This is a genomic window from Pseudoalteromonas sp. APC 3250 (assembly GCF_030407915.1).
Lineage (GTDB): Bacteria > Pseudomonadota > Gammaproteobacteria > Enterobacterales > Alteromonadaceae > Pseudoalteromonas > Pseudoalteromonas tetraodonis.
Window position 1 is genome coordinate 216881 of record NZ_JASDCM010000007.1, and the last position, 26851, is coordinate 243731.

The following is a 26851-nucleotide window of genomic DNA, read 5'->3' on the forward strand; positions in this document are numbered from 1 at the left end:
TTTTTACTTTACAGGATTAAAAAATGTAACCAATTTAGGTTCAATTCACTCAATTATTCATTAAATTTTAACAGCAGTGACTTTGTTATAGCCTTCAGATGTTAGTTCATCATTCACACACTTTAAAACATAGTTATAAAGCTCTTCATTGCTTACGTCGTCTTCTTTAGCCCAACTAACACACATTTCTGTGAATTCTTGAATCGTCTCAGCTGAAGCGTCTGTAGCATCGTTTGCCACTGCATTAGCAGCAGATAAAACGAAAAATGGTGCAACGATTAACGCGAGTAATGCTTTATTCATTTTCTTATTCCTAAAAATGGAGTAACAATCGAGTTATGCATTCATACAATGCCTACATAAAACAAGTGTAACCAAGCCAGAACATCTCTGTTGGTATATTGATTTTTAATCGAATATAAAATAAAGGGAAACGAAATATTTTTATCGTCAAGATGAGCGTATCGCGTAAAAGTGTTTAACCTTAACTAATTGTGTTACAGCTAAATTTAGGCTAATGTCGCGTTTTAATTTTTAGGTGTTCTTATGTCAGAGCCAGATACAAATAATATAAATAAAAAAATACAACCTGTTCATAAAGTAGAGCATGCTCTTGAGTCGTTTATATTCAAAGGACGCTGGTTATTAGCCCCATTTTTTGTCGGTTTACTATTTGCTGTGGTTTTATTACTAATAAAATTTTTTAAACAGCTGTATTTGATGGGGATCGCAACGTTTACTGCCAGTAATCAAGAGTTGTTGGTGGGTATATTAACTTTGGTTGATACCGCTTTGTTAGCTGGACTTTTATTAATTATTATATTCAGTGGCTACGAAAACTTTGTCTCTAAGCTTAATATAGAAAATCATGAGGACCGTCCCGTATGGATGGGAAAAGTAGGGTTTTCTGGTTTAAAAATGAAACTGATTAGTGCAATAGTCGCCATTTCAGCCGTTGAGCTACTAAAGGTGTTTATAAGCTCTGCATCTCATTCAAGTGATGAATTACTCTGGAAAGTGCTTATACACGTTACCTTTGTTGTGTCGGGTGTACTGTTTGCATTTACTGATTACTTAAATAGTAAAACAATTAGCCATTAAAAAATGCTAAAAAAACCCGAGCAGTGCTCGGGTTTTTTATAATAATATAAATATTAACTGCAGTGGGCGTAATAACAACCAAATGGCTCAACTGTCAGTGTTTCATTATCAAGCTTTGCGTTGTGATGAGAAAGGTCGCTATGTTCATTTTCAACACTTGCATTAATAGTAAGTTTTGCTTGTGAAGCACTCAAATTGAATACACACAACATTTTTTCATCGTTTAGAGTACGGTAAAACGCTAAAATTGGCTCTTTGGTTTGTAAAAACTCAATATCACCTTCAAGTAATACCGGCTGGTTTTTACGCCATGCCATAAATTCACGGTACGCATTTAATATTGAGTTTGAATCATTCTCTTGTTCAGCAACTGCTTGCAGTCTATGTTGTTGATCAACAGGTAACCACGGTTTTACTTCACTAAAGCCCGCATTGTGAGCATTGGCATGTGAGCTATCAAGGTTTTCCCAAGGCATTGGGGTACGACAACCATCACGGCCTTTAAAGTTTGGCCAAAACGTAATGCCGTATGGGTCTTGTAAATCTTCAAACGCAACACTGGCTTCACCTAGCCCGAGTTCTTCACCTTGATACATACACACGCTACCACGTAACGAGGCCAATAGGGCGGTTAACATCTTACATTGCGCAGGGTTTACTTCACCCGTTTCGCTCCAACGACTTGCAACGCGCTCTACGTCATGGTTACTAAATGCCCAGCAAGGCCAGCCTTCAGTCATACGTTGTTCAAGTGTAGTAACGGTGTTTCTTATATATTCACTCGAGTAGTCATCAGTTAGTAGCTCAAAGCTGTAACCCATGTGCAGTTTATCGCCGCCTTGGGTGTATTCTGCCATGGTGGCTAATGAATCTTCAGATGAAATTTCACCTAGTGACACGGTTCCTGGGTATTTATTGAGCAAGGTGCGAATATCACGCATAAACTCAATGTTTTCTGGCTGTGTGTTGTTGTAGTAGTGATACTGAAAAGCATACGGATTATCTTCACTAAAACCACGGCCCTGACGCTTTTCTTTTGGTTTTGCAGGGTTATCACGAAGCTGTGCGTCATGGTAGCAAAAGTTAATTGCATCTAACCTAAAACCATCAACGCCTTTTTTAAGCCAAAACTCAACATTATCTAATACAGCTTGGCGAACATCAGGGTTATGAAAGTTAAGATCTGGCTGTTCCGTGAAAAAGTTATGTAAGTAGTATTGTCCACGACGCGGCTCCCATTGCCATGCACCGCCACCAAAAATTGATAACCAGTTGTTTGGTGCTGTTCCGTCTTCTTTAGCATCGGCCCATACATACCAATCAGCTTTATCGTTGGTTAAATCTTCACGGCTATCAATAAACCATTGGTGTTGATCTGAGGTGTGACTAAGCACTTGGTCTATAATAATTTTAATATCGCGTTGATGTGCTTGCGCAATGAGCTCATCAAAATCATCTAAGTTACCAAAAAGGGGGTCGATATCGCGATAGTCGCTAATATCATAACCAAAATCTTTCATAGGTGATTTAAAGAAAGGTGAGATCCAGATAGCATCCACCCCTAAGCTTTTAATGTAATCAATGCGATTAATTATCCCTTTTAAGTCACCAATGCCATCGTTGTTGCTATCTTGAAAGCTACGCGGATAAACCTGATAAATAACCGCACCTTTATACCATTGCTTTTGGGCCATGCCTTTCTCCGTTTTCACACTGTCTTTGTGTTGTTCTTTTTTAGAGGTGTTAATCCTCGTTTATTTGAAAAAGCATACTTGAAGCCCGTCATACTGTAAAAAGTCTGCATACGTATGCACCGTTTTAAGGCCATTAAAAGAGGTTAAATCAATCGCTTATTTCATCGATTTTAACGCCGGTTTATTGAATATCTCTTTACCAATTTGGTTTGTTAAATTGTTAATTTATTGTTTGCATTATTTAGGTGCTTAAAAATAAGGGGGTGCACTAAATTGGTGATTATTAATATTGGTCTTACCAATTGTACATAAATAAATGTTCTCCATAATAATAAATTAGAAAATAAAATAGCGTCGTGTCACTTTATTTATGTTTAATGACACACTTATTTTATCAAAAAATAAATAATGACTATCATTAAAGCTATAAATGCTAATTGCACTAAAATAACTCATAATAAAACAGTCACTTATAAAATAGTGTGTAAATTTAATGTTAACTTAATGCGTGTGGTGTAACTTTGAATACGTATGCATAAAGTTGTTAATAAAATAATACGAGCGTTAATATTCATCCTGACAACAAAATAAGCTCGCAGGCTTAACTATCACTTAAGCAAGTAAGCGGGTATCACATTATGGGTAACGGGAAAACATTATGGCTATGTTCAAACCAAGTATACTAACGCTAGCATTAACTGCTGCCGGACTATCAAGCTTTGCCACCACTGCGGCACAAGAAGAAACAATAAAAAATGATGATGTAGAAATCATCGAAGTAAAAGGTTTTCGCGGTAGTGTTGTTGAATCAATTAATACTAAGCGTTTTTCAACACAGGTGGTTGAGTCAATTTCTGCAGAAGACATTGGTAAACTTCCAGATACATCTATTGCTGAGTCAATTGCACGCTTACCTGGTTTAACAGCCCAGCGTCTTGATGGCCGTGCTAGTCGTGTAAGTGTTCGTGGTTTTAGCGAAAACGAAAGCGCAACCACATTTAATGGTCGTGAGCAAGTATCGATTGGTGACAACCGTGGTGTTGAGTTTGACCTTTACCCATCAGAAATAATGAGCGGCGTAACCGTTTATAAAACACCAAGTGCTAGCATTGAAGCAGAAGGTATTGCCGGTGTAATCGACATGCAAACGGTAAAGCCTTTAAGTAAAGGCGAGCGCGTGATCATGTTTAATGGTCAGTTAGAGCAGTCAGGTTTTGATAAGCTAAACCCTGATGGTGATGATAAAGGCTTTCGTGGCACGGTTTCATACATTGATCAGTTTGCAGATGACACTATAGGTGTTGCATTTGCTTACAACACAATGAGCTCACCAAATCAAGAAAAACGCTGGAATTCTTGGGGATACCCTGAATTCGACGTTGATGGACAGAATTATTCAATCTTAGGCGGCGCTAAACCATTCGTACGTTCATCAACACTTGAACGTGATTCAGCGATGCTAGTAGTGGAAGCTGCACCAAATGATCGTCTAAACATGACGTTTGATGCGTTATATGTAGATTTTAACGATGAAAAAATCTTACGTGGTATTGAAGTACCTTTCGCCTGGGGTCAAGGTAGCATCGACCCGAATAGTGTTACTGTAGATGAACAGTCTGGCTTTATCACCAGTGCAACAACGCAAGGTCAACGCGTTGTAGTTCGCAATGATGTTGAAGAACGTGATGCTGAATTAACGCAATTTGGATTTAATACTAAATATGACATTGACGATTCATGGTCGGTAGAGTTTGATGCGAGCTTATCTGAAGTTGAGCGTAAGGACTGGAGCTTACAAAGTTATTCTGGCACAGGCCGTGGCGATGCAAACGGTATTGCTGACAACATTGGTTACTCACTTGATGGCGGCAATACCGGCGCCAAATTTAGCCACGAGTTAGATTATAGTGATTATGCTTTAATTCAGTTAGGTGGTCCTTTGTCATGGGGAACCAGCTCAGCGCTAAATAATAAGTACGGCTTAAATGATACGGCTTATCAAAACACCGCACAAGATGGCTTTATTAATGCACCTGAAGTTAATGATGAACTACATACTTTAAAACTAGCAGCAAGCAAGCTATTAGAAAACGATTACTTAAGCAAAGTAAGTTTTGGTATGTCATATCGCGACCGCGAGAAGAGTAAAAAGTCTGAAGGGTATTACTTAACATTAAGCGATTTCTCATTAGATAATCCTGGTACGCTTGTCGTTCCAGATCAATATCGCCTCGGAACAGCTAGCTTAGGCTTTATCGGTATGGGGGATATGATTGCCTATGATACCCGTGCACTAGTTGACGATGGATATTATGACTCAATTCAAGAAAGTTTAACGGATATAAAACACACTACGCAGTCGTACACAGTTCAAGAAAAAGTTACGGCGTTTTTTGTTCAAGCTGATATTAATGCTGAAGTAGGTGAACTACCATTAACAGGTAACTTTGGTGTTCGCTATGTTAGAACTGAGCAATCTTCGCAAGGTTTTGCGGCTGTGCCGAATGACGTGACTGGTCTAGTTGACGCCGTTCCTAACAATGTGTCACACGATTATAGTCATGTTTTACCTAGTCTTAATTTATCTTTAGCGCTAGATGAAAATCAAACTGTGCGTTTTGGTGCCGCCAAAACTATCTCACGAGCCCGCCTAGATGAAATGAATGCTTCTGTTAATGCGAGCTATAATTCAGAGCGTCCTGATGAGAATGGCAACTATTGGTCAGTATCTGGTGGTAATCCTACACTTGAACCAAAAGAAGCAACGGGTTTTGATTTTACTTATGAAAACTACTTTAGTGCAGAAGGATACTTCTCAGCGGCTGTATTTTATAAAGACTTAAGCCAATGGATATTTGATGGTGTATACGAAGTTGATATGTCAGGAGTTGCTAACCCTTCAACGGGTGAGATACCAGAGAATAGTACCGGTACTGGATCAGGTAAAGTGAATGGCGGTGGTGGAGATCTTTGGGGCTATGAATTGTCTCTTGCTCTACCGTTTAATATTTTTAGTGATTCATTAGAAGGTTTTGGTTTAATTGCCAGCCATACAGGAATTGAACAAGATATTGAAGATCAAAACGGTAATGAATACGAATTACCTGGTTTGTCGGATAAAATTGAAAGCTTAACTTTTTATTATGAAAACTATGGCTTCCAAGCACGTACTAGTATGCGTAAGCGTAGCGACTTTAAAGGTGATATTTACAACGCAGGTTATGAAACTCAGCAAGTGAATATCTTAGGTGAAACAATTTGGGACGTACAAGTTGGTTACGATTTTGGCGAAGCAGGTGTTGAGAGCTTAGATGGCTTAAATGTGACATTCCAAGTACAAAATATCACTGAAGAACCATTTACAACACTAAGTGGTGATAATGCTTTACAAGTGCGTGATTACCAAGATTATGGGCGTAACTTTATTCTTGGATTTAGCTACAAGCTTTAACTGAAATTTAGTTAAGTTATTAGCCCTTGTAATTAGTTTTACAAGGGCTTTTTTATAACTACCTTACCTAAGTTTTATCAAACTTTTTAAATTCTGATTTAAAAAAGTGAGCAATAATATGAAACCAATAAAACACGTCGTCATTGCAGGCGGTGGTACAGCTGGATGGATAGCCGCTGCACTGTTAAATAAAGTATTAGGTAAAGTAATTAATATTACCCTAATAGAATCAACTCACATTGGCACAGTGGGCGTAGGGGAAGCCACTATACCCCCTATAATGCAGCTAAATAATGCATTGGGTATCAATGAACAACACTTTATAAATGCCACTAACGCGACGATTAAGCTTGGTATTGAGTTTGAAAACTGGAAAAGCTCAGCACACAGTTATATGCATGTGTTTGGCACTTTGGGTAAAAACTTCCCTTTTTGTGACTTTTATAATTTTTGGCTTAAAGGCCAAACGCAAGGCAACAAAGATGATTTTTGGGATTTTTCATTAAATTATCAGGCTGCGAAAAACAATAAATTTGCTCCACTGAATACCATTTCTAACACGTCGTTGCCAGGATTAAGCTACGCGTATCATTTTGACGCCAGTTTGTATGCTGAGTTTTTAAAGCACTTAGCCACAGAGCGGGGGGTAAAACATCTAGATGCTAAAATTAATGAGGTCATGCAGTGCCCAACCAGTGGCAATATTCAGAGCCTAACCCTTGATGATGGCAGCAGTATCAGTGGCGATTTATTTTTAGATTGTACGGGTCTGCGTGCCTTACTGATTGAGCAAACACTCAATACTGGATATGTAGATTGGTCGCACTACTTACCCTGCGATAGCGCCATTGCAGTACAAACAGCATCAAATGATGAATTAAAACCTTATACACGTTCAATTGCGCACAGTGCCGGTTGGCAGTGGCAAATTCCCTTACAGCACAGAATGGGGAATGGCTTAGTATATTGTAGCCGCCATATATCTGATGACGACGCAAAACAATTATTACTCAATAATCTTCCTGCAGAGCCTATTACTGAACCCCGATTAATTAAGTTTAAAACAGGTCGTCGTTTAAAACAGTGGCATAAAAACGTCGTTGCCATTGGCTTATCGAGTGGGTTTTTAGAGCCACTTGAATCAACCAGTATTCACCTAATACAAAGTGCTGTGACGCGTTTAATTAAGTTATTTCCTCGCCATGGGGTTAGTGATGCGTTAGTAACAGAATTTAATAAGCAAAGCATCACCGAAATCGAGCATATTCGTGACTTCATTATTTTGCACTATAAGCTAACTGAGCGGGAAGATACTCCATTTTGGCGTCAATGTAAGCAAATGGAAATTCCGCAATCGTTAGCGCATAAAATGGATTTATTTAAACAAACAGGCAAAGTAGTGCGCGAAAACGACGAGTTATTTGCCGAAGTGGCATGGCAACAAGTCATGATAGGTCAAGGCCTATTACCCGATGATTACGGTGCACTAGCAGATTCATTAACCAATGAGCAATTAGCCGAGTTATTTAGTAATTTAAAAACATTAATAAATTCAACGGTAGAGCAACTGCCAAGTCACACCGTATTTTTAAGTAGTTTAAAACCAAAGTAAGCCCCAAAAAAAGTTTCATGCTGGCAGTTTAATTTTTGGGTTAACAGGGTCTGAATATAGCTGTGAATACGTATGCAGCAACTGTAACCAAACTACAGTTAGCTTTAGTATAAACCAATGACAACACTGAAATAAAAATGACACACACAATGAAAAAAAGATTTTACATACCCTTGCTGCTATTAAGCACATTAGTTGTGCAAGGCTGCAGTGATGATAATGAAAGCACGCAAGCAAAAACGGTTGTAAATAAGACAGAGCCTGTAAAGCCAGTTGTTTATCAAGTGTTTACTCGTTTATTTGGTAATACGCAAACAGCTAATATTCCGTGGGGTACTAAAGAGCAAAATGGCGTGGGTAAGTTTGCTGATTTTAACGATGCTGCGCTTAAAGGTATTAAAGAGTTGGGTACTACGCATGTGTGGTATACCGGCGTTTTACATCATGCCTTAGTGGGTGATTACACCGAATATGGTATTAGTCAGGATGATCCAGATGTGGTTAAAGGGCGTGCAGGCTCGCCCTATGCAATTAAAGATTATTACGATGTAAATCCTGATTTGGCGGTAAATGTAACGAACAGAATCGAAGAGTTTAGCGCGCTTATTGAACGTACCCACGATCATGATATGAAAGTGATAATAGACATTGTGCCCAATCACGTTGCACGTGATTACCACTCAACGGCTAAGCCTAATGGCGTTAAAGACTTTGGTGAACAAGACGATACCAGCAAAGACTATGATGTTAATAATAACTTTTATTATGTACCTGGTGAGTCATTTCAAGTGCCTTCGAGCGACAGTTATCAAGTGCTTGGCGGAAATTCTCATCCCTTAGCTGATGGTAAATTTAATGAAACACCGGCTAAATGGACAGGAAACGGTGCACGCTCTCCACAGCCTGATATAAACGACTGGTACGAAACAGTAAAAGTAAACTACGGCGTTAAACCCGATGGTAGCCTAGATTTTCCAACTTTACCTAAGGCGCTAGAACACCAAGACTACCGCGCTCATTACGCCTTTTGGCAAGATAAAGAGTTACCTAATAGCTGGTATAAATTTAGAAATATTGCGCTTTATTGGTTAGATAAAGGCGTGGATGGCTTTCGCTATGATATGGCTGAAATGGTGCCGGTTGAATTTTGGAGCTTTTTAAATTCATCGATAAAAATGCATAAACCCGATGCGTTTTTACTTGCAGAAGTGTACAACCCATTGATGTACCGAACTTATATTCACCAAGGTAAAATGGATTACTTGTATGACAAAGTAGGCTTTTACGACACCTTAAAAGCCATAATGCAAGGCAAGCAAGCCGCAAGTAGTATTTTTAATGCTCAGCAAAAAGTGGCTGACATAGAGCAACATATGCTGCACTTTTTAGAAAACCATGACGAGCAACGTATCGCAAGTCCTGATTTTGCCGGCGATGCCGCATTGGGCAAGCCAGCAATGCTGGTCTCTCACCTAATCAGTCGCTCGCCAAGCTTGCTTTATTTTGGTCAAGATGTCGGTGAAGATGGCTCAGAAAACGCGGGGTTTGGTAGCCCGACTCGCACCAGTATTTTTGACTATATTGGTGTTCCTGCTCACCAAGCGTGGATGAACAACGGTAAATTTGATGGCGGTCAGTTAACAACTGAACAAGCGCAATTACGCCAATATTACATTTCAATTATGGCACTTAACGATTTACCAGCGATTGTTGCCGGCGATATGGCACCCTTGTTGGTAACAGGCAGTAATAGAGTGGTAGGTTTTGTACGCACCCTAGGACAGCAATCATTATGGGTGCTGAGTAACTTTAGTCAGCAAGCGCAAACAGTCACTATTACGCTCACGCCCAATCAAGCAACAATGCTCAAACCAAACTCAACGCTTTACGATCTATTAGAGTCGCATAACGGTATTTTGGTGAGCGATGAGAAACAAAATACAACCTTTACACTGACCCTTGATGCATTTAGTAGTGCGGTTTTAATTAATAAGGCTGAAAAATGAATAACAATAAAAACAAACCAGATTTAAGTTTTTGGCAAATTTGGAACATGTGCTTTGGCTTTTTAGGCATTCAATTTGGCTTTGCATTGCAAAACGGTAACGTAAGTCGGATTTTTCAAACCCTTGGCGCTAATGTCGACGATATTCCTATTTTGTGGGTAGCTGCACCACTTACCGGTTTAATTGTACAGCCAATTATTGGTTACTGGAGTGATAAAACGTGGGGTAAATTAGGTCGCCGTCGTCCGTTTTTTTTATACGGCGCTATTTTAACCACATTATCGTTATTTATTATGCCAAACTCACCAACACTTTGGATTGCAGCGGGCATGTTATGGATCATGGATGCATCGATTAACGTCACCATGGAACCATTTCGCGCCCTTGTAGGCGATAACCTACCAAACAAACAGCGTGCTAAGGGCTATGCAATGCAAAGCTTTTTTATAGGCGTAGGCGCCGTGGTTGCTTCTGCACTCCCTTGGATGATGACAAACTGGTTTGATATTGCCAACACCGCCGCTGCAGGGCAAATTCCTGATTCAGTAAAGTACTCATTTTACTTTGGTGCAGTTGTATTGCTGGTCGCAGTGGGCTGGACAATTATAACCACCAAAGAATATTCACCTGAAGAATTGGCCGCATTTAATCAACAAGAGCAAGCTCAAGTCGAACAGACGGTTTGTGCACAAATTAACTTTAGTAAAGGCGGCAGTGTATTTACCGTGCTAGGGCTTGCCGTACTTGGTTTAGTCACGGGATTAAACCTAGAAAAAGAGCTGTACCTATTAGCAGCTGGCTTAGTGAGTTTTGGCGTTATTCAATTTATTGCAGCCGCACTACAGGCAAAAAACCACACCAGCGGTGGCTTTTACCAAGTCGTTAACGATGTATTCACCATGCCAGAGGCGATGAAACAACTCGCTTGGGTACAGTTTTTTAGCTGGTTTGCCTTATTTGCCATGTGGATTTACACCACCTCAGCGGTAACCAGTTTTCATTATGGTAGCAGTGACACAAGTTCAGCGGCGTATAACAATGGTGCAGACTGGGTGGGTATTTTATTTGCGGCTTACAACGGTTTTGCTGCATTGGCGGCTTTATGTATCCCGATCATCGTTAAGCGTGTTGGTTTAAAACTAGCACATGCACTTAACCTTATTTTAGGTGCGTTAGGTTTGGCGAGCTTTATGTTTATACAAGAACCGAGCTTACTTATTTGGCCAATGATAGGTATTGGTTTTGCGTGGGCGTCTATATTGTCGTTGCCTTACGCCATGTTAAGTACCTCAGTACCGAGTCATAAAATGGGTGTGTATATGGGAATATTTAACTTTTTTATTGTGATCCCACAATTATTAGCCGCCAGTGTACTTGGCCTGATACTCCGTCACTTTTTCCAAAATCAACCTATTTACGCATTGATGCTAGGTGCTGTGTCTTTTGTACTTGCAGCGGTTGCCGTACTGCGTGTTAAACAGTCTTAATTTAAGGGGCTAAAATGAAAAAATATAACCTAATTACCGCGACAATATTGGCCGCAGGCCTTGTAGGTTGTGGCGTGCAAAATACGCAAACCAGTGCAGTAGCGCAAACATCAGTGAGTGCGTCAGGCGCACCAGGCGAAGCCCCATTTTGGGCATACGCAGGCAAAACTGGGATAGGCACGTCTTTTGAGCAATACCAAAATGGCCATTACAGTGACGAAGCACCTACAGGTAAAGTGTCAAAAGTATGGTTTTCGATTGCCAAAGGGATGATCACCGAAACCATGTTCGGGCTTATTCATCAAGCGCAAATTAAAGACATGCAATTTGTTGTAGTCGGAAAAGATTTTACAGTCACCGAAGCTGACGATTTAGACGTTACCATTGATTACTTATACAAAGACGATAAAGGCCGCCCGTTATCATTAGCATACAAAGTAGTAAGCAAAGATAAGCAAGGTCGCTTTAGCCTCGAAAAACATATATTTACCGACCCAGACGGTCAAAGCTTATTTGTACGCAGTATTTTTAATACCCAGCTTGACGGTGTAAAAGCATATGTAACAGTTAACCCGTATATAAACAACAACGGCTTAGATGACTTTGCAAAAACCACCGAGCAAGGATTGGTAGCGTGGCAGGGCGATAATTACTTGTCATTGCAAGGTGCACAGCCATTTAAACAAACAAGTGTTGGTTTTACAGGTGTGAGCGATGGTTTAAGCCAGCTTAAAACAACTCAGCAGCTTACCCGAGTTTATAAAACTACCGGTGAACAATCGGGTAATGTTAGCCTACTTGCAGAGCTGGGTGAAATTGGTGAAAACAGCCAGTTCGATTTAACCTTAAGCTTTGGTAACAACCAGCAATCAAGCTTTAAACAAGGGCAAGCTACGCTTGCCAAAGGTTACCAAGCTGTGCTTGATAATTACAACGGTAAAGGCGAAGCGCTTGGTTGGCAAGACTACCTGCAAAGCCTTGCACCGCTAAACAACATGAGCGAACAAACCGCTGATAACGGCAAGTTACTTTACACCAGTGCTATGGTGTTAAAAGCGCAAGAAGACAAAACTCATGCTGGGGCACTTATTGCCTCTTTATCTAACCCATGGGGTGAAACCGTATCGGCGAAAACCGGCTCTACCGGTTACAAAGCGGTATGGGTGCGCGACTTTTATCAAGTTGCCATGGCATTTATGGCACTAGGCGATACCGCAACAGCCAAAACCGCATTTGAATACCTTGAAAAAGTACAAGTAAACAGCAAAACCCCGGGCAACAAAGGCGACACAGGGTGGTTTTTACAAAAAACACACGTAGATGGCGAACTTGAATGGGTAGGCGTACAGCTAGACCAAACCGCTATGCCTATTATGCTAGCGTGGAAGCTTCATCAGGCAGATGTGTTAAGTGATGCTGAGCTAACTGATTGGTATACCCGCATGTTAAAACCGGCCGCTGACTTTTTGGTAGACGGTGGGCGCGCTAAAATCCTATGGAACGACATGCAAATAACCCCACCTGCGACTCAACAAGAGCGTTGGGAAGAGCAAGAAGGGTATTCGCCATCAACCACCGCTGCTGTTATTGCCGGTTTAATTACCGCCGCTGATATTGCAAAAATGGCAGGTGATGAGGTAAATGCTAAACGCTACCTAGCAACAGCAAAAAGTTACAACGCCAATATAGAAAGCATGATGTTTACCACCGCAGGAAATTTAGAATCAAACGCATCAGACGGCGAGTATTTTATACGTATTGGTCAAGACAAAGACGCCAATTCAAATACTAAAATTAACGCCAATAATGGCCGTGAAGGGTTTAATAAAAAGCAAATTCTCGATGGTGGATTTTTAGAGCTCGTTCGCTATGGTGTACGTGATGCACTAGCGCCTAGCATAGTAAAAACACTCCCAGAATATGATGACGAAACCCTAACCGATAACCTACAAGTTAAATACAGCTTTGAGTTTACTGATGGCAGCGGCACATTTGCAGGATACCGCCGCTATGGTAACGACGGGTACGGTGAAGATGAAGTAACTGGCGCTAACTATGCGCAAGGTGGAAAAAATAGCCCAGGGCAACGTGGGCGAGTTTGGCCATTTTTTACCGGTGAACGGGGCCATTATGAAATTGCCGCCGCAAATGCTAATAATACCTTAGATGCAACAAAACAGCAGGCTATTAAAAATAGCTATGTAAAAGGGCTAGAGCAATTTGCTAACGAAGGTATGATGCTACCAGAACAAGTATGGGATGGCGTAGGCGTAAATAAAGCAGGATACACGTTAGGCGAGGGTACAAACTCGGCCACACCACTGGCGTGGACGCATGCTGAATACGTGAAGCTAGTGCGCTCACTAAGCGACAAACAAGTATGGGATCATTATCCGGTGGTAACTAAAGCACTAAAATAACCACAAACTATCCGCAGTTCAGGTTAATTAACATAGCCGTAGTAAAATACGGCTATGTTATTTATTACAATAATAACGAGGCTGAAATGAAAACATTTACCTTGAGCGCATTAGCATTAGCAATCATGCTAACAGGCTGCCAAAGCGCACCATCATTAAATAACAACACGAATAACACCGAAACATCGCAATTAAATACTAAACAACAAGCAAGCCCGTGGTGGGAAAGCGCCATTTTTTACCAAATTTGGCCACGCAGCTTTTACGATAGCGATGCTGATGGTCATGGCGACTTTAACGGTATGACCCAAAAGCTCCCGTATTTACAAGAGCTCGGCGTAAATGCACTGTGGTTAACCCCCATGTTTGAAGCACCGTCGTATCATGGCTATGATTTTACTGAATTTTACCAAGTAGAAAACGACTACGGCAGCATGGCCGAGTTTGAAGCCTTTATAAAAGCCGCTGATGATAAAGGCATGAAAGTCATACTTGATTTAGTTATAAACCATATATCAAGTAACCATGAATGGTTTCAGCGTTCAGCAAAACAACAAGCTCCTTATGCAGATTACTTTATTTGGCGCGACGATATGCCAAAAGCAGGAAGTGGTTGGGGGCATGCTTGGAGTAATAACGACCAACCCGACGCAGTATGGCATTGGAATGAAACACGTCAGCAGTATTACTATGGTGCGTTTGGAGCCAGCCAACCTGACTTGAACTTACGCCACCCTGATGTTGTTGCCGAAATGGAAAAAATGGCTAAGTTTTGGCTTGATAAAGGCGTTGCAGGGTTTAGATTAGACGCAGTACGTTTTGCCATGGAAGGTGGCGCAGATGCGCAAGCCGATACCGACGAAACCATTGCATATTGGCAGCACTTTAACCAATACGTAAAAAGCGTTGATCCAGAGGCGTATTTAGTAGGTGAAGCTTGGGCAGACATTCCCGTTGCAGCAAAATACTTTGGCGAAGGTAAAGGCCTCGATCAAGGCTTTGATTTTGAAGTGGGCTATAAAATATTGGGCTTATTAAAACCCGATGCCAGTGGTGAAGCGCAATTTGGCACTATGCAATCTAATCAACAAGTGAATACAGTTGATGCCAATGTGCTCAAACAAAATTTACAACAGCGTATTGATTCAACTGCACCGCTTGATTTTTTTGCACCGTTTTTAACTAATCACGACCAAGAACGTATCGCTTATCAACTTGCAGAGCACGACGATAAAGCAAAACTTGCCGCCGCCATGTTATTTAGCTCTCCGGGTACACCGTATATTTATTACGGTGAAGAAATTGGCCTAACACAAGGTGGCACAGGTCACGATGTGTATAAACGTGCACCTATGCAATGGAATAACAGCAACCAAGCTGGCTTTACTCAAGCTCAAACAAGTTGGGTTGAGCAGGCTGAACTGTTTGGTGATAACTACACCCAGTGGTGGCCAGAATTTTTAGCACAGCAAATTAATGCTGCTGATCGCAATGTAAAAACGCAACAAGCACAATCTGACTCACTGTGGCGTTTATATCAGCACTTAATCGCACTAAAAAAACAGCGCCCAGAGCTGGGTATAAAAGGCAGTTATGAATTAATACAGCATAACAACGGCCTAGTTGAAATAACCCGTGAGTTAAACGGCAGTAAAAGTATGTTTGTGCTTAACTTAACCGCTAACCCGCAAAGCATCAATAGTATTAAACGCGATGATTTAACGCCTAACTGGCAACACGACCTAAATGACGAGCAACTCGCTGGTTACGGTTTGTTGTTACTGAATAACACACTGTAAATAAAACACACACAAAAGGGGCTAACATACGTTAGCCCCTTTAGGTAAAAGTGCTTTTATTGCATTCCCTCCAAGTTATAGCTCATTTTAATGAATCATAAGTAGCTTAACTTCTTCTTACGTCATGGCGCTTATCATGAAAATCACTATAAGATGCAATCCATCACAGGTAGGTATTTACGGTACGTAATGAATACTGATGTACCAACATAGATTCAGCGATGTAATTTAAAAATGGGAGGCGCGTTTTCATGTCATTACCAATGTCGGTGGCTGTATAAACATACAGTGTGGTTGTTTTTCTCTCATATTCAAGAAAATGAGCGATGAGCGCATTTTCTTCTTTGTAATTATATTTAGTAGCAAGAAATAATTATAGCTAGCAATGAGTTAAGTTATTTGTTAAAAAGTAATTAATGAATATATTAGCGTGCGTTGGCAGAAATATACGCGACGAGCGCACTATAAAATTGTTAGTTTTCACGGAAGAATTTCGCATATGAATGAAAATTTGAGAAATAATACACAATGGATTACTAATATTTTAACAAGTATTGGTGTGATAGCAGCTATAGCTTTCTCTTTTTACAACTCTCAATACAAGCCTAACGAAGCTAATTTACAGATATCAGAATCATATCTAAAAGAGTATAGAAAAGTAGTTGCATATAATGGCGGTCAAGGTTTGTGTTTAGATTTCTCGCTGCATTTCCCTAAAGCATTAAAATCAGCTTTGCTATTTTCAAATTACGAAGAAACATCACTTACAAATGTTGAAGTAGCATGTGATCAAAAAAATACTTGTACATCTGCAATTCCGAGAATAAAAACTACTACGTTAGCAGCAGAGTGCAAAAACGGTGTTTGTACTTCATTTGTTGGGGTACTTAAGCCAAATGAGTCTGTTGCCTTTTTATTTGCAAACTTGCCTAGCAATGAAGTCAGTGTTTCTTGTGTCGATCAGCAAGTGTACAGTGAAAACTAACAAAGCGCTTAAGCCTCTCCCTTCGGTCGCTGGGACGCCTATACGCGGGGCGGCTTCGCCATTATGCCTCACGTATCGGCGCCCCTTAGCTTAAAGTTAAGCTGCTTTTTAAGTATGAGGTTTAACTTAATTGAAAGTTTATAAATACCTGCCGTTTTCGAGCGGATCCAAATGCATTTTGACTGACGGGACTATGAAGTTTAGTCATCATTCGGAGTTTAACGATCCATTTGATTGTAAAACTGTATACGATATCGAAAAGTCCATAGCGTACTTAAAATCTCGTCCCGATTTATTTAAAGAGGCGGGAAGACGATTAAAACTCTCTCCTGCTCAAAGATTAAGTAAAAGAAAGCAAATGGAGCATGGTATAAAACGTTCATTGAAGAGCGGTGAATTTCGTGACGGAGTAATTGGAGAAGTTGGAATATGCTGTTTGACTAAAAAGCCAGATAATATATTAATGTGGTCACATTATGCTGAGAATCATGAAGGTTTTGTCGTTGAATTCACCGTTGATGATAGCCCTCAAAATATCTACATGAATAATGTTGAAGAGCTACTTTTTGGTTGGGATGTTGAGTATACCAAAGACATGCCGATAATTACTGCTGGAGAGAGGGGTTTTAACGCCGTCAAAGATGTGTTTCTTATGAAGTCACCGGACTGGAGTTACGAAGCGGAGTATCGAGTTTTATCGATGAAAAAAGTGCAGGGATTCATGCTTTTGACCAGAAGCGAATTTCTAAGGTCATAGCGGGAGTTAAGATGCCTGAGCAAGCATTTGAAGAACTCAATGAACTCGTCAATCAATTGAATGACAAAATTGGTGGTAATGTGGAGTTAGTAAGAGCAAAAATGTCTAAAACAGAATATCGCATCCTAGCAGCTTAACAAACGCTTCAACCGGACAGTCAACGCTCGGCGGCTTTAATTACCAGCAGTTAGCTTTGGTGATTATGGCGTGCTAATTCGAGTTTTGTGGTGGCGTTGTCTGCTAGTTAAGAGGGCGTTAGGTATAAAAGGTTCGGCATAAACTAATAAATATAATGAATAAAATAAATCTTAAAAATAAATTTTCTATATCTGAAAGTCTACTTTACTTCGAAGGAACGATTATCCCTTTTGAAGAAATAGAGTTTTGCAAATGTATTGGAATCGGAGCTAACGGTATTGTGTTTGAAGCTAAGGATATCAACTTAGATCGAAAGATAGCCGTTAAATTCTGGAACAACAGAGGGCGTAGTGATTTCAAGAAAGCCCAAAATGAGGCCAAAAAGCTCGCATCAGTAGATCACCCATATTTTGCAAAAATATTTTCATCTGGAGTCAAATCAGGTTTGTTCTATATCACTATGGAATTTGTAAATGGAGTAAATCTTAAAGAATACCTTTTTAAAGAACCAATAACTATACTTCAAAGGTTTGGTCTTTATTGGCGCTACTCAAACGCACTCGATGCGATTTATAAAAATGAAATTTTACATGGAGATCCTCATACTGGGAATGTAATGGTATATGAAAGTAGTTTTCAAACTCCTAAACCTATAAGTTCTAAAAACTCATACCCTGATGCTTTACCTATTAATTTAGGTTTCAAAGTACTGGATTTAGGTTCTAGTTCTTTTTGGGAAGACCGTGAGAAATTTACCACATTGGATTGATTAACATGTGTAACTATTTTATGCCTAACACATATGAGCCTTAACTCTGTCAATAGGCATTAGTGTTCTTTTTGACCGTTTTATCAATTGACGGTCAATTCTAAATCAATAAACAAATTCGTTTACTTCGTCTGTCGATGCGGCTAATAAGCAAGTTGCTTACGGCAAACACATCTAGGGTGCGTTACGCAGTAATTTCTTATTGCGATCTCATCGCAGCCAGGTTTTTCCCATATCCTTTTGGGGTAGCTGGGGCACTAGACATTTATCGGTTAACTTCATCATGGCACTATTCAAGGCGGCTAGTTTCATCATTGTGATCCAGTTAGTTAGGTGCATAACGCAGTTATCAAGTCAGGTGTAAGCGACTTTGTTTATTGTATTAATGCACGCGTACTGAGGGTCTAATCAAGGCAAGTGGCTTTGGTCTGTAGGCATATAATCAGGTTAAACCTTGTTGGTAATTAACTCACCCAATTGATTGATGCTCAGCCTTATATCCAGATAGATGTTCAGCTCACTCAGTACCGTGACTAACTCTTTAAGAATTTTGCTTCATCGAATACCGTCTCTTTTTTAAGCATATAATAGACGCAGCGCCAAGCTTATGTGCAAGCGCAGACAGTGCTTTGGCTTTGCTCATTCGCTTTTGTAGTTTTTCAAGGTATTTGTTGGCGTTTTGATTGTGACGCAGCAGCAATACAGCGGCTTCGGAGAACGCCCATTTCAGCTGTGCATTGCCAATTTTGTTACCTTGGGTGCCATAGGTTTTACCAGTAGATTCCGTTTTTAGTTTTACAAGTCAGCATAAAGCGTGAGCCTTTGTGCGCCAAGAAATCGATTGATATTTCTAATTTCATAAATAGTTCGTCTTGTTATTAAATTAACGATTTATTGCGTGATGGGTGTGTGAAGTATTAAAAAGATAAAACTTATCACAACAAATTGTTATTGAGATGGTTGCCTTTCGATTAGCTACTTGGTTTATTTGTTTTAACATTATTAACATTATTAACATTATTAACATTATTAGCATTATTAGCATTATTAACATTATTAACATAAAAAGGTTATATTCAGTCATCTTCTAATAGTAAAGGGGCAAAATTAGCCCCTTTAATTTTTAAAAGAATTAACTTTTGGGTTTTTAGTTATTTAAGACTACATTTATTATCAAACCATGATAATAACTCAGTGTAGAATTCTTTTTTATGTGCATAGAAAAGTGAATCCGAGAAATGGTCAGCATCTTCTAGCTCTATATATTTAAAGTCTTTTTTATACTTTTCCAGCTCAGAAACAAAATCACGACTATGTTTAATTGGTACTCTACTGTCGATATCACCGTGAATAATCAATATAGGAACATTTACTTTATCAACTTGTTCTACAGGAGATACACCAGAAATAGTAGGGCGTTGTAAAATACTTAAAAATCGGTTTTCGTTTAAAGTTGCATTAATTCGACTTAGATCACTAACCCCAGCACCTGCAACAACGCATTGATAAATATTATTTTCACGCATAGAAGCTGCAAAAGCGGCATATCCGCCATAACTCCAACCAAATAGCGCGAGTTTATCTTTTGTAGCTAAGCCTTTTTCGACTAAATACTGTGCGGCATCGTCAAGATCATCTTGTTTCTTAAGACCCCAATTATTATCGCCTGCTATCCAATGCTCAAGCCCATAGCCAGTTGAACCACGATAATTTGGTTGAATTACTACATAACCATGATAAGCGAGCAGCTGAGCCCAATCATCAAAAATAATAGAGTCACGAACCCAAGGTCCACCATGTGGTAAGACAACCGCAGGGTGAGGGCCCTTAGTTGCAGGAATTGTCACATAAGCTTTTATATTTCGCCCATCTCTTGCTTTATAAGAGATATATTTAACAGTTCCTAACTTACTTTTATCAATAAAAGGAAGTCTATCACCAATTTTGGTTAATTTTTGTTTATTTGTCACTATGTAGTAGCTACCAGGATTATCATCAGCAGACACATTTAAAACAAGAACATTATCGTCATCAGAACGACTCATGATTCGAACAAATTTACCTTTGAATAATGAGGCAATAGACTCTTGTAATGCTTGAGCATTGGGATCTATGTAGTAATTTTTAGGTTGTTTGGTGGTGTAGCGAAAGCCCTTAATAGTACCGTCAGAATCAAGTATTACCCCATCAGTATCAACAGATTCAAGGCCAAATTGCCGAGTTGAATATTTAGCCGTTTTAATATTGTAGATATAAATACCGGTGGTGTTTTCTCCTAGATTAGCATTGATATAAACTTCATCAGGGTTGTCTTTTGTGAAGCCTAGTATCTCAAAGTTTTCACGCTTTTTGGGACTAACCTGTTTAATAACTTTCCAATCATCATCACCTTTAACACGCGCATAATGATCTATTGCATTGTCGGATTTATTCCAACCTTGTGCAATTCTGATATCACCATCGTAATCAGAAACAAATGATCCAGATATTTTTTCATTACCACGCATGATAGTAACGCTTCTACCTGTATTTATATTAAAGCGAACTACATCAGGGATGTAATTATTATTAATATCTACTTCGACTAAGACTTCATCTTTGTTGTCTGGGAGCCGATTTATTATTTGAAATTGAACATTTCGTTTGTCTTTAAAAGGTAATAACCAATCACCTTTGCCATCAGCATCTGTAATTGCAAACTTATTAACCCAATATTTCCTGTTTCCGTCTTCCAATATCTGCCTAAACATAACGCCAATTTTTTCGTCGTTTAACCATATGATAGAAGAGATGAGCATTTTATCTGCACCTAATCTAACCGGATCTTTTTCTAGGTTATTAGGATCTCTAATTTCTATTATGTAATCACCATCTTTTGTTGTTGCTCTTAATATGGCAAGGTTTTTACCATTTGGTGATGTGACAACACTTCTTATAGCTGAAGCCATAGAAAATGCATCAATACTCGAAATTTGCTCTGTTGCCTCAACTTGTTTATTAGCATAAGAATTCAAGCTTAGAACAGATAAACCTAATAATATTATTTTCTTTAATTTCATTTTATTCCCTCAAAAAAATGGCCTAAAAAGTAGGCCATTTAAACTAAGTAATTAGGTAGTTACTTGTATTAGAATGAAGCTGTGAAGCTAATATAAGGGCTTCGGCCTGAAGTGTCATAACCAACACCTAATGGGATATTAGTATTAGAGAAAGAACCACTTGGATCTACTTTTGGTGGAGCCTCATTAAATACGTTGCGAACACCAAAATTAACTTTATAAGCATCGTTAGACCATGTTAAGCCCACATTGTGAACAAAATAGTCATCGGTAAAGCCTACAGGACGACACTTAAGTGCATCTCCGTTTGCATCGGTTAAGCCACGACAACCAGCAGTACCTTCTTCAAATTCACCTAAGTCATCTTCATCTTCGCGGCCTTTTCCAATGAAGCGAGTTTCCCAGTTAAATCTAAAATCAGAATACTTAAGTTGAAGACGAGCAGAACCACGCCACTCAGGTGAGTCAGGCTCGCCCATATTATCATCTATAGTACCGAGTACATCGTATACTTGTTCAGTCATGCGCGTAGCTTGTAAGTCTAATGTAATACCTAAGTTTTCTTCTGCTATTACAGTGTCCGTTTCAAAGTAAACATTGTAATCAAAGCCTTTAGAAGAAATTAAGCCAATATTAATAAAGCTAGCATCAACCATATCAATCTGACCGTTAGAATCTCGGCCAATTCTATTACAGAATGCTTCGTTTCCGTCGGCAGAGTAACATTGACCGATACTATAACCAGCACTTGGCTCTGCTATGCTATTTGTAACTTCAATATCAAAACGAGTAAGTGAGAATGTTAAATCAAACTCTTCAGAAAATGGTTGTTCAAAAATTAGACCATACGTTTTTGCAACGGATGTTTCTGGCGTAAGTTCTGTTGTGCCACCTGTTTCTATTTCTGCACTGTAAGTTGCAGTGTAAGAGTCTGTACCATTTTGGCCTAAACCTAATGATGTAGGATCAACACCAGATGCTTGACACGCATTCAAGACAGATGTGTCGCGAGTTTCTTCGGCTGCATTATATGTTGCTGCTGAACCAGGGTTTAATGGATCAATATTTCGTGCATCTTCAGGTACAACACAAGGATCTGCAATTGTATTAAAGCCCGATGTACCATTTAAAAAGCGTTCACGAAGGTTTGGAGCTCTATAAGAAGTCCCTTTTGTTGCTCGAAGCGTAAACCATTCAACAGGACGGTAGATTGTTTTTATGCTGTATGTTGATTCTGCATCATAAAAAGATTCTTCAGAAACACGGCCTGAAGCGGTGAATGTAAGTTCTTCTGCACCTTTAACACCTTTAAGTAATGGAAATTCAAACTCTGTGAAGATTTCTTTAAGATTTCGAGAGCCATCAGCGCCTTGGTCAGCAAAGTAACCCCAAAGCAAGCCTTCAGCAGTTGCTGCATTTGGATTTGATTCAATTTCGTCACGACGGAATTCAACACCAACGATGCCGGCTACGGTCTCATTATTCCAAGGTAAATTGAAGAAGTCTCCACCCATAAATGCATTAAAGACAAACTGATTTACTTTTGTTTCGATATCACGATCGATAAATAAGTATGCAGCTTCCTCTGGTGATAATGTACCACCACCTTCTTGGAAGATACTATCAGCAAATAAGTTAACTGGCACACAGCCATCTGAACCTGTTCCACAGGTAATTGTCCCATCGTCATTAAGTACTGATGTTTCTAAAGAGTAAATAAGACGCTCTTCGTTGATACCAACACGATGGTCGGTTCCTTTCGAAGCACTATAAGATGCTGATGCATCATAATACCAGTTATTTAAGCCAATGTTTTCAAACATGCCTAAGTTACCAGTAACACCCGATACGAGACGATATTGCGATACTTCTACCTGTGTTTGATCACGGTCGCCACGAATATTAATAATTGGCTGTACAGCTTCTGGACCACCAGGGCCTACACCTAGAACACCAAAACAATCTATTCCGTTAACGCCACAAGGGTTATATGGGTTAGATGCTGCAACTTGTTGAAATATCTGAGCTCCAGGGCTAAATATTGGAGACTCACGTTTTGCATATAAACCTTCGTAATAGAAGGTTGTATCATTATCATCTTGGAAGTTATACTCACCATTAAGCATTAATGATACGCGTTCATTTTTGCTTCTGTAATCACCGCTTTTGTAGTAATCAGACTGTTGGAAAGCATATAGAGGGTTTTGAAAGTCAACATCACGGAAACCGTCACCATCTCCGTCAACAAATACACCATCATTAATACCATCACCATCAAAGTCACCTGCAACCCATGATGGGAAAAACCCTTCAAGACTCGCAGGAACTGTTGATTCACTGAAGTTAGGAATCCCTGTGTTTGTAAAACCTGGGGTGTAATAAACACTACCAAAGAACGATGGGACACTAATACGATTTGTAAGAGGGAAAATATCACATGAATCTTCACCGCTAGCAACAGGACCATAACCACTATTTCTAGTAATGATTGAGCCATCTTCAGCTTCCCATATACGTTCTTCACAGCCTTTAACAAAAGGGTTTCCAGATAAAGATTGTGATTGCTGCTCTGAATATTCTACACCTACAGTGATAAAACCATTATCCATGGTTGTACCCCACATCCCTGAAAGTACGGTTTCTTCACCGCCTTGAATCGCCCCGAGTTCATCGGAGACCAGTTTGTTTAAGTCAGGCCACTTTACCTGACTCGTTTAAATTATCATAGTAGTCTGTTTCATATTGAGCTGGTGAAATATACCCAATTGAAGATAATAAGCGTTGATTATTAAACCAATTGACCCACTCTAACGTTGCGTATTCAACAGCATCAACATTCTTCCACGGGCCATTTCTGCGAATAATCTCTGTTTTAAATAATCCATTTATTGTTTCAGCCAATGCATTGTCATAAGAGTCACCCACACTGCCTACAGACGCTTGAATTCCAGCTTCAGCAAGTCGCTCAGTGTATCGTATAGACAAATATTGGCTGCCTCTGTCGCTGTGGTGAATTAACCCTTCGGGGTTGCCACGATGCCAAATAGCTTGCTCTAACGCATCAAGAATAAGCTCTGTGTGCATTGTCGTTGATACACGCCAACCTACAATGTATCGTGAAAAAACATCTATCACGAAAGCGACATAAACAAACCCACTCCATGTGGCAAGTAGAGTAAGAGGCAGAACGTAGTCGAACTATTTTTCTGCCTCTCCTCTCCGAACCGTACGTGCACCTTTCAGCGCATACAGCTCTCCGCTTAATTGTGGCTTACAGCCATTACAACATCGCTGTAGCGAGATGTGACAGTATTTCTCATTTCATCTCTAAGATAAGGGTTTGATTCAGGTAATCGCCAACGGAAGGGCAACTTAGGACTGCTCACCAGTCGATATAGTGAAGCGCTACATAAATTACCTCGATTGCTTTTACCAAATAATACCCAAGTCTTGGCCTGATTTGGCGTCGGTCGTTTTATCCACTTCATCATTAATGACTTAACGGAGCAACGATATTTCCGCGCTAGCCATTTTGCTAATTTCCAGAAAACTATACGATCAATTTTACTGTAAACTTTAGCGGTATAATCAGTATGACGATAAAATTGCGCCCAGCCTTTAAGCTTGCGGCTGAGTTGTTCAACTTTGTCTATCTTGCTACAACTGTGATCACTGGATAAAGCTTGGCTCAAGGAATGAGAAAATGCTTTAGCCTTACCATGTGGAATACCAGACACCACACGCATATTCCCTTTAGGACCACGTTTCCTTATGATCCTATGACCAAGGAAGATAAATCCATCATTCACATGCGTAATATGGGTTTTCTCCATGTTAAGTGTGAGTTTAAGTTTACCTTCAAGAAAATTTCGACACTGATCACGAATGGCTTCTGCTTGTTGTTTGTTACCTTTGACAATCACAAGAAAGTCATCGGCATAACGACAATAAGCAACCCCAGGTTTCCATTGTCTATTTTCCTCTAGTGCAATGGTACGCTTATCTTGGATTGTACGATTCCAGTACCAGCGATCTTTACGTGCTTTCTTGCTCAAGTAGCATTTATCCAAATACTGATCAAATTCGTTGAGCATGATATTTGACAATAATGGAGAAATGACACCACCTTGTGGTACGCCTTCGCTTGTTGCACAGAATAGATTACGTTCAATATGTCCTGCTTTGATGAACCGCCAGAGCAATTCATTAAATCGTCGACAATTGATACGCTTACGCACACATGTCATCAGTAATTGATGGTGGACTGTATCAAAATAACTTGATAAATCCCCTTCAATTACCCAGCGCCCACGTGGTTCACTTGAGCCTGTCATTTGTAACTTAACAGTTCTAATGGCGTGATGGACACTGCGTTCAGGTCTAAAACCATAGGATAGTGAATGAAAATCATTTTCCCATATCGGCTCCATTGCCATGAGCATGGCACGTTGCACTATTCTGTCTCTTAAGGTGGGTATGCCTAAAGGGCGTTGCTTTCCATTCGCTTTAGGAATATAAATTCGTCTGGCAGGCATTGGTTGATAATTACCCGAGAGTAAATCATTTCTGATCCCATCTAAGTAATCAGTCAGCTTATCCTGTAAGTGAATTTTAGTTATTCCATCAACGCCAGGTGTTTTGGCACCTTTTGAAGAAAGCGTTACTTCAGCCGCTTGGCAAAGCCATTGTGGGTGACTGATAAGGCGCAGTAATCGATTAACGCGACGCGCTTTATCGGTTGCTGTCCATGTTGCTAATTTACGTTGCAGTTCGCTGATTATCAAAGGTCTTCACCTCATTAAGGTCAGGTAATTTGCTTGCGCAAATCAATTAAACTGCGCCCCTTCGCCATGTAATGGGCTTTCCCCATCTCAGACTACTACGAACGCTCCGCCAGCTTGTTTGTCATCGGGGTCGTGCTCCCTTAGCATTCAAACAAACCTTCCCCGGTTTACCTATCTGAACTCGAACATATTGGGGTGGATGCCGATCGCAGTCTTTAACCTTATCGTGCTGTAAGGTGATAATACTTAAACGCTGAATTGTGATTTAGCGTTTATCCATTGATAAATACCTACGTGTGATTTATCAAGTCGGCAATAATACTCATACATTTAGTATTATTGCAGCATCATATTGCCTGTTAATTCGTGTAGGCAATGGCGACGTTTCAGCCCATAGATGCGGGTTAATCGGTTCATGTACTTCATCCGTCCAATACTTAGTCTAGAAGAGCATCTTGGCGTAACGAATTCGCCTCACTCCCCGTTGTCAGCGAGTTCCATCACCTTATCAGCATACGATAAGTCACTGCCGCTCAGACTCAACTATCTGCACAACCAGATAGTGCCATAAACAATTTGGCTCCTACCGTATTGCTCATGTATTTCAGATAGACTCGTGGTTCATTAAAGCATTCCTTGCTAGTGCTGAGCTCCGGGCACACCATAGGTGATGTCAGCTACCCAAAGTTGATTTGGCTGCTCAGCAGTAAATTGACGATTAACTAAATCAAGTGGCTTATCTTGTTGCTCGTCAGGTATCGTTGTCTTATGTGCTTTACCCCGACGAAC

The 26851-nt window shown here is 39.9% G+C and carries 16 protein-coding genes and 3 pseudogenes; 11 read left to right on the forward strand and 8 right to left on the reverse strand.

Annotated features, from left to right (window positions below; genetic code table 11):
• Window positions 1–60 precede the first annotated feature (60 nt).
• Window positions 61–303 carry a hypothetical protein gene (locus QL986_RS10090; RefSeq protein WP_016899532.1) on the reverse strand — a complete coding sequence of 81 codons (243 nt, stop codon included), beginning with the start codon at window positions 301–303 and terminating at the stop codon, window positions 61–63.
• Between the two features lie 243 nt (window positions 304–546).
• On the opposite strand from QL986_RS10090, the gene QL986_RS10095 reads away from it, so the two are divergent.
• Window positions 547–1101, forward strand: coding sequence for a TIGR00645 family protein (locus QL986_RS10095; RefSeq protein ID WP_016899531.1), 555 nt, complete (start codon window positions 547–549; stop codon window positions 1099–1101).
• Between the two features lie 53 nt (window positions 1102–1154).
• Here QL986_RS10095 and QL986_RS10100 read toward each other — a convergent pair whose 3' ends face one another.
• Window positions 1155–2795 carry an alpha-glucosidase family protein gene (locus QL986_RS10100; protein ID WP_016899530.1) on the reverse strand — a complete coding sequence of 547 codons (1641 nt, stop codon included), beginning with the start codon at window positions 2793–2795 and terminating at the stop codon, window positions 1155–1157.
• Between the two features lie 658 nt (window positions 2796–3453).
• On the opposite strand from QL986_RS10100, the gene QL986_RS10105 reads away from it, so the two are divergent.
• The 10 genes from QL986_RS10105 (at window position 3454) to QL986_RS10150 (ending at window position 18219) form a co-directional block, all read left to right on the forward strand.
• A complete protein-coding gene (locus QL986_RS10105; protein WP_138686561.1) occupies window positions 3454–6246 on the forward strand; it encodes a TonB-dependent receptor in 2793 nt (930 codons plus the stop codon).
• Window positions 6247–6364: 118 nt separating this feature from the next.
• A complete protein-coding gene (locus QL986_RS10110; protein WP_138686562.1) occupies window positions 6365–7858 on the forward strand; it encodes a tryptophan halogenase family protein in 1494 nt (497 codons plus the stop codon).
• Window positions 7859–8007: 149 nt separating this feature from the next.
• On the forward strand, window positions 8008–9864 hold the full coding sequence (locus tag QL986_RS10115; protein WP_138686563.1) for an alpha-amylase family protein: 1857 nt from the start codon (window positions 8008–8010) through the stop codon (window positions 9862–9864).
• Complete coding sequence (locus QL986_RS10120) at window positions 9861–11351, forward strand: MFS transporter (protein WP_138686564.1); 1491 nt, start codon at window positions 9861–9863, stop codon at window positions 11349–11351. Before QL986_RS10115 ends, QL986_RS10120 begins: the two co-directional genes overlap by 4 nt.
• A gap of 14 nt (window positions 11352–11365) precedes the next feature.
• Entirely contained in the window at window positions 11366–13771 is a 2406-nt protein-coding gene (locus tag QL986_RS10125; protein WP_290191503.1) for a glycoside hydrolase family 15 protein, read from the forward strand.
• An 86-nt stretch (window positions 13772–13857) separates the two neighbouring features.
• Complete coding sequence (locus QL986_RS10130) at window positions 13858–15570, forward strand: alpha-amylase family glycosyl hydrolase (protein WP_290191504.1); 1713 nt, start codon at window positions 13858–13860, stop codon at window positions 15568–15570.
• Window positions 15571–16069: 499 nt separating this feature from the next.
• Window positions 16070–16555, forward strand: a complete 486-nt coding sequence (locus QL986_RS10135; RefSeq protein WP_024601772.1) for a hypothetical protein — start codon at window positions 16070–16072, stop codon at window positions 16553–16555.
• Between the two features lie 193 nt (window positions 16556–16748).
• Window positions 16749–17312, forward strand: a complete 564-nt coding sequence (locus QL986_RS10140; RefSeq protein ID WP_051894384.1) for a DUF2971 domain-containing protein — start codon at window positions 16749–16751, stop codon at window positions 17310–17312.
• 11 nt (window positions 17313–17323) lie between these two features.
• Window positions 17324–17449, forward strand: coding sequence for a hypothetical protein (locus QL986_RS10145; protein ID WP_268745519.1), 126 nt, complete (start codon window positions 17324–17326; stop codon window positions 17447–17449).
• 155 nt (window positions 17450–17604) lie between these two features.
• Entirely contained in the window at window positions 17605–18219 is a 615-nt protein-coding gene (locus tag QL986_RS10150) for a protein kinase (RefSeq protein WP_024601775.1), read from the forward strand.
• A gap of 533 nt (window positions 18220–18752) precedes the next feature.
• On the opposite strand, the pseudogene QL986_RS10155 reads toward QL986_RS10150, so the two are convergent.
• From QL986_RS10155 to QL986_RS10180, 6 genes and pseudogenes are all read right to left on the reverse strand, one after another.
• Window positions 18753–19101 (reverse strand): annotated as a pseudogene (locus QL986_RS10155) (transposase); the annotation flags it as partial.
• A gap of 269 nt (window positions 19102–19370) precedes the next feature.
• Window positions 19371–21278, reverse strand: coding sequence for a prolyl oligopeptidase family serine peptidase (locus QL986_RS10160; RefSeq protein ID WP_024601776.1), 1908 nt, complete (start codon window positions 21276–21278; stop codon window positions 19371–19373).
• 68 nt (window positions 21279–21346) lie between these two features.
• Window positions 21347–23887: a TonB-dependent receptor gene (locus tag QL986_RS10165; protein ID WP_290191505.1), complete on the reverse strand. Its 2541-nt coding sequence runs from the start codon at window positions 23885–23887 to the stop codon at window positions 21347–21349.
• An 82-nt stretch (window positions 23888–23969) separates the two neighbouring features.
• Window positions 23970–24455, reverse strand: a pseudogene (locus tag QL986_RS10170) (IS3 family transposase); the annotation flags it as partial.
• Between the two features lie 83 nt (window positions 24456–24538).
• Entirely contained in the window at window positions 24539–26062 is a 1524-nt protein-coding gene (gene ltrA / locus QL986_RS10175) for a group II intron reverse transcriptase/maturase (protein ID WP_008109360.1), read from the reverse strand.
• A 663-nt stretch (window positions 26063–26725) separates the two neighbouring features.
• Window positions 26726–26851 (reverse strand): annotated as a pseudogene (locus QL986_RS10180) (IS3 family transposase); the annotation flags it as partial.

Coding starts and splice junctions, on each gene's coding strand:
- QL986_RS10110 (WP_138686562.1), top strand. CDS start 6,365: ATGAAACCAATAAAACACGTCGTCATTGCAGGCGGTGGTACAGCTGGA.
- QL986_RS10095 (WP_016899531.1), top strand. CDS start 547: ATGTCAGAGCCAGATACAAATAATATAAATAAAAAAATACAACCTGTT.
- QL986_RS10130 (WP_290191504.1), top strand. CDS start 13,858: ATGAAAACATTTACCTTGAGCGCATTAGCATTAGCAATCATGCTAACA.
- QL986_RS10115 (WP_138686563.1), top strand. CDS start 8,008: ATGAAAAAAAGATTTTACATACCCTTGCTGCTATTAAGCACATTAGTT.
- QL986_RS10160 (WP_024601776.1), bottom strand. CDS start 21,278: ATGAAATTAAAGAAAATAATATTATTAGGTTTATCTGTTCTAAGCTTG.
- QL986_RS10145 (WP_268745519.1), top strand. CDS start 17,324: ATGCCTGAGCAAGCATTTGAAGAACTCAATGAACTCGTCAATCAATTG.
- QL986_RS10165 (WP_290191505.1), bottom strand. CDS start 23,887: ATGGATAATGGTTTTATCACTGTAGGTGTAGAATATTCAGAGCAGCAA.
- QL986_RS10150 (WP_024601775.1), top strand. CDS start 17,605: ATGAATAAAATAAATCTTAAAAATAAATTTTCTATATCTGAAAGTCTA.
- QL986_RS10100 (WP_016899530.1), bottom strand. CDS start 2,795: ATGGCCCAAAAGCAATGGTATAAAGGTGCGGTTATTTATCAGGTTTAT.
- QL986_RS10120 (WP_138686564.1), top strand. CDS start 9,861: ATGAATAACAATAAAAACAAACCAGATTTAAGTTTTTGGCAAATTTGG.
- QL986_RS10105 (WP_138686561.1), top strand. CDS start 3,454: ATGGCTATGTTCAAACCAAGTATACTAACGCTAGCATTAACTGCTGCC.
- QL986_RS10135 (WP_024601772.1), top strand. CDS start 16,070: ATGAATGAAAATTTGAGAAATAATACACAATGGATTACTAATATTTTA.
- QL986_RS10090 (WP_016899532.1), bottom strand. CDS start 303: ATGAATAAAGCATTACTCGCGTTAATCGTTGCACCATTTTTCGTTTTA.
- QL986_RS10125 (WP_290191503.1), top strand. CDS start 11,366: ATGAAAAAATATAACCTAATTACCGCGACAATATTGGCCGCAGGCCTT.
- QL986_RS10140 (WP_051894384.1), top strand. CDS start 16,749: ATGAAGTTTAGTCATCATTCGGAGTTTAACGATCCATTTGATTGTAAA.